Here is a 12,760-nt window from a genome sequence, read left to right on the forward strand (position 1 = left end):
AGCAGTAGCAGTAGCAGTAGCAGTAGCAGGAACAACAACATCATCAGTAACAGACAAATGACAGGCATGAAAAGACAGAAGCACACAGCAGAACATCCGCGTAATGAAAGGGGCGGCGCGTAAGCGCGGCCCCTTTCAGCGCCACCGGCGTGCTGTCTTTTCCCGGCGCGGGCAGACGGGCATTTATCCTCCCGCCTGCCCGGCGTCTTCAGGCCCGCAGACAAATAATCATCTCGGGGCACGGGTATAAGCAAACATGCCGCGCGACAGCTCCCCGGGAATGCAGAAGACGCCAGCAACGTCTTCTGCTGGCGTGATTTGTTCAGACCTCTGTCGAACCGATCCATATACCATTCAGATAAGCATCAAATGCATCATTCCCCTCCTGCACTTCCTGCGGCTGAACAAGGTTCAGGCTTTCGTGTGTCCAGCCGGCTTCAGGTGCAGACACTTTCAGCAGAAGATGCCCATCAGAATCACAAATCTCCAGATCAGCAAACGTGTTCCCGGTCAGGATATCTGGTTCACCGGGTCGTTGATCGTAACCGGCTCATTTAAACCGTCTGGTCTGTTTCCTCCGGCTCTACAAAAATAATGTCCATCATTTTTAATGGACACTATCGTATGAAACACCGGACCTGGATCACTGAAGCTTTACGTCTTCACTTTGAAGAACATTTACCCCGGGTTGTGGCCGGGCGTCGCCTGGGTGTACCAAAATCAACAGTTTGTAGTATGTTCGTGCGCTTTCGGAGAGCTGGCCTTTCGTGGCCTTTGCCCGCAGGCATGTCGGAGCAGGAACTTGATGCCTGCCTTTACGGACAATTTTCCACGGTACCAGTCGTACGTCCTGAAAGCACCGTTATATCCGAAGCCCCCATGGTAAAAAAACGTCCCCGGCGGCCCAACTTCCCTTATGAGTTTAAAATCGCCTTAGTGGAGCAGTCACTGCAGCCCGGAGCCTGTGTGGCGCAGATCGCCCGGGAAAACGGAATCAACGATAACCTGCTCTTCAACTGGCGCCATCAATACCGGAAAGGTGGCCTGCTGCCTTCCGGAAAAAATATGCCGGCACTGCTTCCCGTGACGTTAACGCCGGAGCCGGATAATAAAATCCCGGCCCCCGCACAGGAACCAGAGCAGATAAATACACCGTCCGACAGTCTGTGTTGTGAGCTGGTTCTGCCGGCCGGAACTCTCAGGCTTAAAGGTAAACTGACGCCGGCGTTATTACAGACACTTATCCGCGAAATAAAAGGGAGCAGCCACTGATGATATCTCTCCCTGCAGGTTCGCGTATCTGGCTGGTTGCAGGTATCACCGATATGCGAAATGGCTTTAACGGCCTGGCATCAAAAGTTCAGAACGTCCTGAAGGATGACCCGTTCTCCGGACACCTGTTCATCTTCCGCGGACGCCGGGGTGACCAGATAAAAGTGTTGTGGGCTGACAGTGACGAACCACGGCAGCCTGGCGGCTGCAAATCGTGGTGTGGCAGAATATGAGCTTTCAGAGTAACCATCCAGAATGAGTTCCCATGTCACACAACCTGGAGCACCAGAAAGTCCACACCAGAATGGTGAAAGAGGTTCTGAAAGCCGTCGCCAGGGCCAATAATCACCCTTATCAGTCTGTATTTACAGACTTTATCGCCGGTCATCCCTCCTGTACGGTCTGTTTCTGGGAAACCTTCCACAAAATGTACCCGGATTCACCGTACGAATACGTCACGTTCTGCCATACCTGCCGTCGTTTTGATTTATACGAAACTGAAGCGGAGATGAAGGCGGATGACCCGAAGTGGTGGTGATTTTCAGCCCCGACCGCTGAAACGCCTGTTCACAGCCAACCAGTGCTGGACATCCTTCCTGGATGCGGGCGGCCTGCGCGATATCGAGGTTGAGGCTGTCACAAAAATGCTGGCCTGCGGCACGCGGATACTGGGTGTGAAGGAATACAACTGCGATAAACCTGAGTGCCCCCACGTCAGATACGTCACTAACTCATGTGGCAGCCGTGCCTGCCCGTCCTGCGGAAAAAAGGCCACAGACCTGTGGATAGCGACACAGCTGAATCGTCTTCCTGACTGCGACTGGGTGCACCTGGTCTTCACCCTGCCGGACACGCTGTGGCCGGTGTTCGAAAGCAACCGCTGGCTGCTGAATGACGTGTGCCGTCTGGCGGTGGAGAATCTGCTGTATGCAGCCCGGAAACGGGGTCTGGAACCCGGTATCTTCTGCGCCATCCATACGTATGGCCGTCGTCTCAACTGGCATCCGCATGTGCATGTGTCAGTGACCTGCGGAGGTCTGAATAAACACGGACACTGGAAAAAGCTGAGCTTCCTGAAAGACGCGATGCGTTCGCGGTGGATGTGGAATATGCGGCAGCTGCTTCTGAAAGCGTGGTCAGAAGGTCTGGCGATGCCGGAATCGTTGTCACATATCACGACGGAATCACAGTGGAGAAGCCTGGTGCTGAAAGCCGGCGGAAAATACTGGCATGTGTACATGTCGAAGAAGACAGCCGGAGGGCGGAATACGGCACGCTACCTGGGTCGTTATCTGAAGAAGCCACCAATAGCGGCTTCCCGGCTGGCGCATTACAACGGAGGAGCGAGTCTGAGCTTCCGTTACCTGGACCACAAAACGGGAGAAACGGCGACGGAAACGCTGACACAGCGGGAGCTGGTCGCGAGGCTGAAACAGCACATCCCGGAGAAGTTTTTTAAGATGGTGAGATACTTCGGGTTCCTTGCCAACCGGGTGTGTGGAGAGAAGCTGCCGCAGGTGTACCGTGCTCTGGGGATGGATAAGCCGGAACCAGTGGCGAAAGTGTGCTATGCACAAATGGTGAAACAGTTCCTGAGTCGTGACCCGTTCGAATGCGTGCTGTGTGGCGGCCGGATGGTATACCGCCGGGCCATTGCGGGGCTGAATGTATCAGGGCTGAAGAAAAACGCGCGGGATATCAGTCTGCTGAGGTATATGCCGGCCTGACACAGGCTAAGTGTGCCCGGGAATCGGTGCAGGTATAAAAAACAGCCTGTTACGGTATAAAAATCGACCATGCAGAGAGAGAAACCACCGGAGTGGAGGGAAAAGCAGAAAGGCTCACGTGGCATAAGGCGTGGACAGCGGTATCGTCTGGTTTTTCAATTTCCTATACGTGGACTGTGCCTCTTCACCAAACGCCTGGAGCGGGGCCGCTTCGTCTGGCCAGTCACCCGTGACGGCAAGGTGCACCTTACTCCGGCTCAGTTATCCATGCTTCTTGAAGGTATCAACTGGAAGCACCCGAAACGAACGGAACGCGCTGGAATCCGCATATAACCCGTTGTAAAGTGAGGATATGGACACCTCACTTGCTCATGAGAACGCCCGCCTGCGGGCACTGTTGCAGACGCAACAGGACACCATCCGCCAGATGGCTGAATACAACCGCCTGCTCTCACAGCGGGTGGCGGCTTATGCTTCCGAAATCAACCGGCTGAAGGCGCTGGTTGCGAAACTGCAACGTATGCAGTTCGGTAAAAGCTCAGAAAAACTTCGTGCAAAAACCGAACGGCAGATACAGGAAGCACAGGAGCGAATCAGCGCACTTCAGGAAGAAATGGCGGAAACGCTGGGTGAGCAATATGACCCGGTACTGCCATCCGCCCTGCGCCAGTCTTCAGCCCGTAAACCGTTACCGGCCTCACTTCCCCGTGAAACCCGGGTTATCCGGCCGGAAGAGGAATGCTGTCCTGCCTGTGGTGGTGAACTCAGTTCTCTGGGATGTGATGTGTCAGAGCAACTGGAGCTTATCAGCAGCGCCTTTAAGGTTATCGAAACACAACGTCCGAAACAGGCCTGTTGCCGGTGCGACCATATCGTGCAGGCACCAGTACCTTCAAAACCCATTGCACGCAGTTATGCCGGAGCGGGGCTTCTGGCCCATGTTGTCACCGGGAAATATGCAGACCATCTGCCGTTATACCGCCAGTCAGAAATATACCGTCGTCAGGGAGTGGAGCTGAGCCGTGCCACACTGGGGCGCTGGACAGGTGCTGTTGCTGAACTGCTGGAGCCGCTGTATGACGTCCTGCGCCAGTATGTGCTGATGCCCGGTAAAGTCCATGCTGATGATATCCCCGTCCCGGTCCAGGAGCCGGGCAGCGGTAAAACCCGGACAGCCCGGCTGTGGGTCTACGTCCGTGATGACCGTAACGCCGGTTCACAGATGCCCCCGGCGGTCTGGTTCGCGTACAGTCCGGACCGGAAAGGTATCCATCCACAAAATCACCTGGCCGGTTACAGCGGTGTGCTTCAGGCCGATGCTTACGGTGGTTACCGGGCGTTATACGAATCCGGCAGAATAACGGAAGCCGCGTGTATGGCTCATGCCCGGAGAAAAATCCACGATGTGCATGCAAGAGCGCCCACCGACATCACCACGGAAGCCCTGCAGCGTATCGGTGAACTGTATGCCATCGAGGCAGAGGTCCGGGGCTGTTCAGCAGAACAGCGTCTGGCGGCAAGAAAAGCCAGAGCCGCGCCACTGATGCAGTCACTGTATGACTGGATACAGCAACAGATGAAAACACTGTCGCGTCACTCAGATACGGCAAAAGCGTTCGCATACCTGCTGAAACAGTGGGATGCACTGAACGTGTACTGCAGTAATGGCTGGGTGGAAATCGACAACAACATCGCAGAGAACGCCTTACGGGGAGTGGCCGTAGGCCGGAAAAACTGGATGTTCGCGGGTTCCGACAGCGGTGGTGAACATGCGGCGGTGTTGTACTCGCTGATCGGCACATGCCGTCTGAACAATGTGGAGCCAGAAAAGTGGCTGCGTTACGTCATTGAACATATCCAGGACTGGCCGGCAAACCGGGTACGCGATCTGTTGCCCTGGAAAGTTGATCTGAGCTCTCAGTAAATATCAATACGGTTCTGACGAGTCGCTTACCGTTGATCTGTAACATATGTGATATATCCCATCCATTCTCTCCACATTAAATATTTCAGCACTATCCGGGACGACGGTGCGGCCCGATTTTCAGTATTCCAGAGCAAGTTCAGCCATCAGAGCATCTTTCGCTTCCCGTGCCAGCCTGGTTTCTTCCATCGTCAGAAAAAGCCCCTTTCGTGCAGCAGCACCAATGAATACCGGACGATCCTTCAGAGGAAGCCGGGAAAGATGATTCATCGCCATATCAAACAAATTCGCTTCATAAATTTCATAGTGCAGACCACATCCCCAATGAGCCTGCTTTTCCAGCCTGCTGATCACCACATCAGCCCGGATAACATCAAAGGGATTGCGGGAATGAATATTACGAATAAAGCCATCGGTACGTGCTGCTGACATATTTCTGCCCATCTTTAATACACCTCTGTTTTTTGCCCCCATCATCTTTTGAGTTTCGGGAGCCGCGGTTTTGACGTTTTGCGGGGACCTGCCTTTTATTCCCTCCGGTATTCACCATCACCTTTTTGAGAACCTTCGCCGCAAGGGGCATCACTGCCACGACCTGACGCACCTGTCCTGGGCAGAACGCAAAATTTTTTACCGGGTTTTAGGTAAAAAATTTTGTGGGCTGTTCATTTACCCTGGACAGTCAGTGCGGCAGGTTGTGGCTGTCTATGCCCCCGGCGACAGGGGATTAAACAGGTGAATGGCACCGGACAGAACAACGGGCAGGGACCCGCCGCAACGACGTGAAGCGCGGTTTGCGAAACGGCGTTGCGCCTTACATCCCGGCGGCCTTTTGCCGGGATGCCAGGAGCGCAGGCCACGGCGCGACAGAGGCGGCGCGACCGGAACGGTCGCTGCAAGCCCGGGGTTTCGCGTCAGGGATGGAAGCCCGCCAGGGGGACGCCCGGAAAAGACACAGCCAGGAGAACAACAAAACAGACAATAATCAGGGCAGCAGTAATCAGAGTCAGAACAGGAGGAAAAAGAGAATAATCAAAGGGAAGGGATGTGATTTCTGACAGGTCATAAACAGAGAAGGCGGGGGAAAAGAACGGGCGCCGCAGGCGCGCGTTCTTCCCCGTTCCCGGAGGGAAACGGCCTTCCTGGCAGTCTGGTTGTTCATGCCCGCACAATGCCAGCAAGGAGAAAGGGGCCACCGGCGAACCAGCAGCCCCTTTATAAAGGCGCTTCAGTGCAGTCAGACCAGCATCAGCCCTGAAAAGGCGGGCCTGCGCCCGCCTCCAGGTTGCTACTTACCGCCGGATTCGTAAGCCATTGTTGCCGTAACTTCCCTGTATCCGTCCTTCAGCCGGACTTCGCACAGGCGATTCCGGGTCAGGAGTGTGAATATCAACAACGTGCAGCACACGATTAATACGCACCAGATAAGGGCGTTTCCCGGTAGTTTCATGGTTTACTCCTCCTGTGTAAGTTCACAGAGATATTGCAATTGCCTCCGGATAAGTAAGGGGAGATTGCACTATGCAAATGCAGCATCTGATGGTTGGCTATCCTAAGTACTACCAAACGGCCGATTATGCGTTGAGGCTTTCAGTGATGGCTGATATAGCAACAATGAGAATGAAGGCTCTGCACTTCTGGGATAAACACGGTATTTCTGCAGCTTCTGAAGCCTTTGGCGTGTCCTGCCGCACGCTTTACTGGTGGCGTCAGTTACTGAACAAGGAAGGACCTGAGGGGCTAATCCCGCACAGTAAGGCACCTCTGGTGCGACGAAAAAAACACTGGCATCCCGATGTGCTGAAAGAGATTCGACGCCTCAGGACAGAGCTGCCGAACCTCGGTAAAGAGCAGATTTTTGTTCGCCTGAAGCCCTGGTGCGAACAGCGCTATCTGGCCTGTCCGAGTGTTTCCACCATCGGCAGAATGATCGCTGCCGCACATGATAAAATGCGGATGATACCTGTGCGTCTGGGATCGCGGGGGAAGGCACTGCTTGTCAAAAAGCGGTCTGCCAAACCCCGCAGGCCAAAGCACTACCGCCCGGTAAAGACAGGTGAGCTCATTGGGATGGACGCCATTGAGCTCAGAATGGGCGAACTGCGTCGCTATGTCATCACCATGATCGACGAATGCAGCAATTACGCGCTGGCGCTGGCTGTGCCGTCACTCAACAGTGATATCGTCAATCACTTCTTCAGCCGCGCAGCCCGGTTGTTCCCGGTCGGTATCAGCCAGATAATCACAGATAACGGAAAAGAGTTCCTGGGAAACTTCGACAAAACGCTGCAGGAAGCCGCTATCAAACACCTCTGGACCTATCCCTACACGCCAAAAATGAACGCTATCTGTGAACGTTTTAACCGGACGTTAAGAGAGCAGTTTATTGAATTTAATGAGATTTTACTCTTTGAAGATCTGGCGCTATTTAACCAGAAGCTGGCGGAATATCTGGTGCTGTATAACAGCAAAAGACCCCACAAGGCGCTCGCACTAATGACGCCCGTGGAATATATTTTAAAAGAGAATAAAAATTGCAATATGTGGTGGACCCATACACCTCCTTGCAATTTGCACGGTAAGAGGCCATACTGGTGTTGGTTAGACATACAGTGGGCCTCGTGGGTTAATGAAAATTAACTACGGGGCTTTCTGCTTTCTGCCACACAACACGGTAACAAACCACCTTCACGTCATGAGGCAAAAAGCCTCAAGCGCCGGGCACATCATAGCCCATATGTCTGCACCCTGTCAGCATCTGCACCGTTCTCCGTCACGCCCCGGATTTCCAGCCGACGCAGAGCACTGAACAGATAATCGCATTCAGCCTGTTTGTTTGCCCTGAACGGTTTCGCGACCGTAACCACCCACTGATGATTTCCGGGCCAGCCATGTACTTTCCTGACCCGCCCGTTAATCGCATACAGCAACCCCCAGCCCGCCGGTAAATCGGCCACGGTAATCACCCCCGGCTCGCAGAGATAAAAACGCCAGTCTCCCATGCCCTTTTCCGGCTCTGACCGGAACACCTTTTTCCGGTCAGCCAGGAAATCAGACCGTGAGCATTTCACCTCAATGAGACATGACGCTCCGTTACGGAAGCCCAGGGCATCAGGATGTTCACCGCAGGGCGTCCATGCGTGAAAACGGTCACCGAACACCACCTTAAAGCCGTTGTTGCGGAGAAAACGGCAGGCCAGTTCACACAGTTCCCTGTGTGTTTTCGGATGTCTGGCGTTCTGCATCACGCCACCTCCCGGAGTTTGTTCGGCACCATCCACCGCTCCATCTCACGGACAACATGACCGGCCTCCCTTGCCGCCATACTGGCTTCCGCGATGACCTGCCAGAACGGCATATCCTGCCACTGCCAGCGTTCCATCCCGGCCAGTGACGGAAAACGCTCACCCCACTGCCAGAACAGCGTTTCCAGGTCATGCTCCGCCACCCGGTCACTCCAGCGGGCATGCCAGCTTCCGACTGTTTCCGGTGAATGGAATGCCAGTTCGATTTCAGCCTGAGCAACCAGCGCCTGGTACGCACGGGCTTTCTGCTCTGCCTCCCGTGCCTGCTGACGGCTGTACTTCTGCATGACCAGCGCGGATTTATGGCGACTGCGTTCCCTGACACGGAACCGCACCGACGGGAACAACCGCTCTGCCGCATCACCGGGAAGGGGAAGGAGGCAGACCTCGCCCTGTGTTTCAATCAACACATCGACGGCATACAGCCACTGAAGACGGTTACCGCGCAGTTCTTCTGCGGTCAGGGATGGCATGAAAAATCGCAGGTCAGACAGCGAAATCCTGCGGCTTCCGTTCAGACAGCGGAAAAACGCCCCCGCATACGGATATTCCGCCAGCGTGTTTCCCTGATGGCGGCGTTTTTCCGTCTCCACCACCGCCCGCCATGCGGCCTGTTGCTCTGTGCTGAGGGGAACCAGTGCCTGTGAACATGCGCTCATGCCTGACCTCCTTCCGCCATCAGGATATGGATGATGTCACTGACGCTGTATCCCTGTTCATCCAGTGACGCCGCCAGTGCCAGTGAATGGCTGACGGCTTCCGGTACAAACCGCCGCTGCACCTGAACCACCGCAAACGGCTCACCACCGGCATTGACCAGAACCAGCACCCAGACCTGAGAGACGTCACCTGGTGAACATAACGCCAGGTGAAAACGTTCGTGGGCAGGCGTGAAACGGACCTGGACGGGGAAAAAGCCGCCAAACTCGCTGCCGTACTCGCCGTTCATCGTCCAGTTATCCGGGGCATCCAGCTCCCGCATCACGGCGTGAGTCAGCTCACGGCGTTCATCACTTCCGGCAGCCCGGATATCTTCATATTCCTGTGCGTTCATGGTCTGTAATACATTCAGGGTCAGTTCAGTTTTCATCACGGTATCTCCCTTGCTGCCGCCCCGTCTCCGGCGGGGCGGTGTGGTTGTTCATCAGGCGGCATCAGCCAGGTTATCGGTGCGTTCAGTGGTATCCGTCTGTGGACGTGGTGCACACATCCAGCCAGGCACCCAGCGGTTGTCTTTCATATGGTGCTCTGCATGTTCAGCCGCATCGCCTTTCTTCATCTTCTCCGCGTCCCGGGCGGCACCGGACAGTCCGGCATCATTCAGGGCTGCGATAATCTGCGGCTTTTTCAGGTGTCCGAAGAAGTTCGCTTTTGTCGGCTGCCACCAGTCGCGCATGTGGAATCCGATAGCGGTTTCCAGCGGGTCAAGCGGACTGCGTGACGTGTGACCACACTCACGGGTCTGAACGCCGTGGATGCTGCATGCGGTGCAGAAACTGAGCAGGGATAACAGTACCTCCTGGCTGAGTGACAGGAACGTCGCCATGTCCCGTGACCATCCCTCCGGCAGCAGGGCTGCAAGACGGGCTTTTTCGGCCATCAGCGCCAGGAATGCAGCACCTTCCTTCCCCGATGGCGCATCGCTGGTCAGCGCATAATGTTTACATTCCAGGCTGATTTGTGCTGGTTTACTGTACGCTCCGCTGCCAAACACATTCAGACAGAGCGTCCATGCCAGCAGTGCCAGGGATTTGTCCGGTTGCTGCATCAGTGCTGCCTGGACTGCCAGCGTGCGCTCTGAGGACATTTTCGTCAGCAACGGCAGGCTGACTTCCTCCACGGAGGCCTTTTCCTGCACCTGTTCCGTGCGGTCAGCGTCGTCAGCCACGTCATCTTCACTGCGCAACTGCACACCACGCTGGACACACACATTGCCGTAACGCCAGGACACCACCACACCGCTTCCGGCACGCATCTCCGGCGTCCACGCTCTGACCTTCGCCATACAGCGCATCAGCTTCATTTCTGCTTCCAGCAGGTCGGATTCCTCACACTGATTTTCCGGCGCGTCGTAACGCGTCATCAGTTCGTTCAGGCGTTCTTCTTCCGCCTCCGTCAGCACCGCTTCCGGCTCCGGCAGACAGCGGTATGTTCCGGCATCCTCACGGCACTCACCAACAGGCTCCATGCGCCCGGCGCACCATTCCCAGCCTTCGGCTTCCCGAAGGTGTTCAGCGACAGCCTGGAGTTTTTCCAGCAGAGCGGCATCGAGCGCCACACGGTCCACATAGCCACCCTCGTCGTCGCTGAACAAATCGGTGCGCAGTTCGTCAGGTGAGAAGGCATCAGCCCCCACAAAGCGGAATTTAGTGTTCCCCGCCACCGCCACTTCACTTTCGGTCACCAGACGACGAATGGTCTGTACTTCCGGTTTTCCGCCCCATCCCGACTGACAGGCAGCTTCAAACACCTGCACCTGACGCGCGGTGTCGTTCTCCAGCGCCAGCGCCTGACAGTGCTCTGTGGTGATGCGGTCTTCTGCCAGCGCATCGAGGATGACAGGCGCAAGGTCTGCCAGTTTCAGCATTCGCTGAACGTGGCGGGGTGAATAGCCCAGCAAATCACCGATTTGTGCAGGCGTTTTGCCTTCCTGCGCCATTGCACGGAATCCGGCAATCTGTTCGGCAGGGTGCATATCCCGACGATGACCGTTTTCAGTCATTGATGCGGCAGTCGCCAGTTCCTGCGGAATAACCTTCACGCGGACAGGCCAGTCAGCCGGAAGGATGTTGCGCTCTGCCAGCATGTTGAGTGCTGCCAGTCGGCGACCGCCTGCGGCGACACCGTAACGCTCACCCGACAGGGCATGAACAACCAGATTCTGCAGCAGGCCGACACCTTTAATGGAGTCCGCCAGTTCGCTGACGGACTCCGCAGAATACGGCACCGTGCGCACATTCAGCGGTGACTTAATCAGCGAGGCCAGCGGCACGCTCACTTCCTCCGTCTGCGCCAGCAGGGCAGACAGTGCAGTTTCCTGCGTTTTTGCAGCTTTACGACTGGATTTACGCTCCGTTTTTGCCTTAGACTCTGTAACTGACATATATTTCTCCTTTAGCTGGGATGGTTGTATGTCTGCCGGACGCGTTCCCGTCCGGCACCTCTCTTACTTAAGAATGCCGAAATCCCGGATGACATGGTTCATCCAGTACCCGGCACCGTCCTCAAAATTCCAGGTACGCCAGACCATTGCACCGTTATTACGGACAACCAGGCGAAACTGTTCTCCGTGGTCATCCTCGATAAAGACGTTCCGGTACTGTTCAGCAACAGCTTCGGCATGTTTGCGGGTAAAAGGACCATCAGGCAGCCCCTGAAGTATTCTGAAATATTCGCTCATCCTCATCTCTCCGGTGATGCCCCGCGTAGGGCGGGGCGGTTATCACATTCAGGCCAGTCAGAACGGGATATCGTCTGAAAACCCGTAATCCTCCCCCTCCGGCGGTTGCGGCTGAGGCTCCGGCTGCGCGGCTTTACGTCCACGACCTTTCGTTTTCGCGCCTCCTTTTTTCGGTTCCGGCTGTGATTCCGGCTGAGGCTGACCGCTGAACTGTTGCGCCTCTTCCGGCTGAGTCTGAGTACCTGCGGCACGTCCCAGCATCTGCATGGTGCCCGTGGTCTTAACAAGAATTTCGGTGACGTAACGGGTGATACCGTTATCCTCCCAGCTACGGGTGCGAAGCTGACCTTCGATGTAGACCTGCGCACCCTTACGCAGATACTCACCAGCCACTTCCGCGAACTTGCCGAACAGCACCACGCGGTGCCATTCCGTCAGTTCCTTAATTTCTCCCGTCTGTTTGTCGCGCCAGCTTTCTGACGTGGCCACCTGCAGGTTTGCCACTGCGCCCCCGTTGGGGATGTAACGGACTTCCGGGTCTTTACCCAGACGACCAACGAGTACAACCTTGTTAATTCCACGAACTGCCATGATGTGCCTCCTTCTGTTGATGTTTTCAGCCCCCATCACCCGTTGAGTTTCGGGAGCCGCGGTTTTGACGTTTTGCGGGGACCTGCCGTTTGTTCCCTCCGGTATTAACCATCACCCGTTTGAGAACCTTCGCCGCAAGGGGCATCACTGCCACGGCCGGAAACGACTGTCCGGGGGCAGACCGCAAAAGTTTTTGCCGGCTTTTGGGCAAAAACTTTTGTGGGATGTGCATTTCACCCCTGGACTGGCGGAGACGGTTGTGGCTGTCTTTGCCCCCGGCGACAGGGGCTTAAACAGGTGTATGGCACCGGACACAACAACGGGCAGGGACCCGCCGCAACGACGAAGAGCGCGTGCGCGAAACGGCGTTGCCCCTCACATCCCGGCGGCCTTTTGCCGGGATGCCAGGAGCGCAGGTCACGGCGCGACAGAGGCGGCGCGACCGGAACGGTCGCTGCAAGCCGGGGGTTTTCACGCATCGGACCGTAGCGACAGCCCGAAACCGCGCCAGCGGGTTCGGCGGAGACTGGCGGGTGCGCCA

General features: G+C 55.9%; 15 protein-coding genes and 5 pseudogenes. 10 read left to right on the plus strand and 10 right to left on the minus strand.

Annotated elements, in window-relative coordinates; all coding sequences use genetic code 11:
• Positions 1-123, plus strand: a pseudogene (locus FC814_RS23330) (hypothetical protein); the annotation flags it as partial.
• Positions 124-322: 199 nt separating this feature from the next.
• Here FC814_RS23330 and FC814_RS23335 read toward each other — a convergent pair.
• Complete coding sequence (locus FC814_RS23335; protein ID WP_044697101.1) at positions 323-517, minus strand: hypothetical protein; 195 nt, start codon at positions 515-517, stop codon at positions 323-325.
• Between the two features lie 77 nt (positions 518-594).
• Between FC814_RS23335 and tnpA the strand changes: the two genes are divergently transcribed.
• The 6 genes and pseudogenes from tnpA (at position 595) to FC814_RS20775 (ending at position 4,923) form a co-directional block, all read left to right on the plus strand.
• Entirely contained in the window at positions 595-1,272 is a 678-nt protein-coding gene (gene tnpA, locus FC814_RS20745) for an IS66-like element accessory protein TnpA (RefSeq protein WP_001682408.1), read from the plus strand.
• Positions 1,272-1,457: pseudogene (gene tnpB / locus FC814_RS20750) on the plus strand (IS66 family insertion sequence element accessory protein TnpB); the annotation flags it as partial. The gene tnpA and the pseudogene tnpB (FC814_RS20750), both read left to right, overlap by 1 nt.
• 80 nt (positions 1,458-1,537) lie before the next feature.
• A complete protein-coding gene (locus tag FC814_RS20760) occupies positions 1,538-1,810 on the plus strand; it encodes a hypothetical protein (RefSeq protein WP_000019163.1) in 273 nt (90 codons plus the stop codon).
• On the plus strand, positions 1,791-2,999 hold the full coding sequence (locus FC814_RS20765; RefSeq protein ID WP_000198533.1) for an IS91 family transposase: 1,209 nt from the start codon (positions 1,791-1,793) through the stop codon (positions 2,997-2,999). Before FC814_RS20760 ends, FC814_RS20765 begins: the two co-directional genes overlap by 20 nt.
• Before the next feature lie 117 nt (positions 3,000-3,116).
• A pseudogene (tnpB, locus tag FC814_RS20770) lies at positions 3,117-3,332 on the plus strand (IS66 family insertion sequence element accessory protein TnpB); the annotation flags it as partial.
• Between the two features lie 19 nt (positions 3,333-3,351).
• A complete protein-coding gene (locus tag FC814_RS20775; protein ID WP_000381379.1) occupies positions 3,352-4,923 on the plus strand; it encodes an IS66-like element ISCro1 family transposase in 1,572 nt (523 codons plus the stop codon).
• 120 nt (positions 4,924-5,043) lie between these two features.
• On the opposite strand, the gene FC814_RS20780 is transcribed toward FC814_RS20775, so the two are convergent.
• Positions 5,044-5,367, minus strand: coding sequence for a hypothetical protein (locus FC814_RS20780; protein ID WP_000533253.1), 324 nt, complete (start codon positions 5,365-5,367; stop codon positions 5,044-5,046).
• 295 nt (positions 5,368-5,662) lie between these two features.
• Between FC814_RS20780 and FC814_RS22980 the strand changes: the two are divergent.
• Positions 5,663-5,918 (plus strand): annotated as a pseudogene (locus tag FC814_RS22980) (hypothetical protein); the annotation flags it as partial.
• A gap of 293 nt (positions 5,919-6,211) precedes the next feature.
• On the opposite strand, the gene FC814_RS20800 reads toward FC814_RS22980, so the two are convergent.
• Positions 6,212-6,373 (minus strand): type I toxin-antitoxin system Hok family toxin, encoded by a 162-nt coding sequence (locus FC814_RS20800; protein WP_000775238.1) that lies wholly within the window; start codon positions 6,371-6,373, stop codon positions 6,212-6,214.
• A 71-nt stretch (positions 6,374-6,444) separates the two neighbouring features.
• Here FC814_RS20800 and FC814_RS20810 point away from each other — a divergent pair, with 71 nt between their 5' ends.
• Positions 6,445-7,563 (plus strand): IS481 family transposase, encoded by a 1,119-nt coding sequence (locus tag FC814_RS20810; protein ID WP_021532808.1) that lies wholly within the window; start codon positions 6,445-6,447, stop codon positions 7,561-7,563.
• An 86-nt stretch (positions 7,564-7,649) separates the two neighbouring features.
• On the opposite strand, the gene FC814_RS20815 is transcribed toward FC814_RS20810, so the two are convergent.
• The 7 genes from FC814_RS20815 to FC814_RS20845 form a co-directional block, all read right to left on the minus strand.
• Positions 7,650-8,168, minus strand: coding sequence for a hypothetical protein (locus tag FC814_RS20815; RefSeq protein ID WP_124798620.1), 519 nt, complete (start codon positions 8,166-8,168; stop codon positions 7,650-7,652).
• Entirely contained in the window at positions 8,168-8,887 is a 720-nt protein-coding gene (locus tag FC814_RS20820; RefSeq protein ID WP_094319454.1) for a plasmid SOS inhibition protein A, read from the minus strand. The genes FC814_RS20815 and FC814_RS20820 overlap by 1 nt, the downstream gene beginning before the upstream one ends.
• The gene (gene psiB / locus FC814_RS20825; protein WP_000845930.1) at positions 8,884-9,318 is read right to left on the minus strand and encodes a conjugation system SOS inhibitor PsiB; all 435 of its coding nucleotides are present in this window, start codon (positions 9,316-9,318) and stop codon (positions 8,884-8,886) included. The genes FC814_RS20820 and psiB overlap by 4 nt, the downstream gene beginning before the upstream one ends.
• Before the next feature lie 54 nt (positions 9,319-9,372).
• Positions 9,373-11,331 carry a ParB/RepB/Spo0J family partition protein gene (locus FC814_RS20830; protein WP_137326402.1) on the minus strand — a complete coding sequence of 653 codons (1,959 nt, stop codon included), beginning with the start codon at positions 11,329-11,331 and terminating at the stop codon, positions 9,373-9,375.
• Positions 11,332-11,394: 63 nt separating this feature from the next.
• Entirely contained in the window at positions 11,395-11,628 is a 234-nt protein-coding gene (locus FC814_RS20835; protein ID WP_000005998.1) for a DUF905 family protein, read from the minus strand.
• Between the two features lie 57 nt (positions 11,629-11,685).
• Positions 11,686-12,219 (minus strand): single-stranded DNA-binding protein, encoded by a 534-nt coding sequence (locus tag FC814_RS20840; protein ID WP_105906671.1) that lies wholly within the window; start codon positions 12,217-12,219, stop codon positions 11,686-11,688.
• A gap of 25 nt (positions 12,220-12,244) precedes the next feature.
• Complete coding sequence (locus tag FC814_RS20845; protein WP_000547944.1) at positions 12,245-12,451, minus strand: hypothetical protein; 207 nt, start codon at positions 12,449-12,451, stop codon at positions 12,245-12,247.
• Between the two features lie 69 nt (positions 12,452-12,520).
• Here FC814_RS20845 and FC814_RS23340 point away from each other — a divergent pair.
• A pseudogene (locus FC814_RS23340) lies at positions 12,521-12,693 on the plus strand (hypothetical protein); the annotation flags it as partial.
• Positions 12,694-12,760: the final 67 nt, after the last annotated feature.

Source organism: Escherichia sp. MR (assembly GCF_005280595.1).
GTDB lineage: Bacteria > Pseudomonadota > Gammaproteobacteria > Enterobacterales > Enterobacteriaceae > Escherichia > Escherichia ruysiae.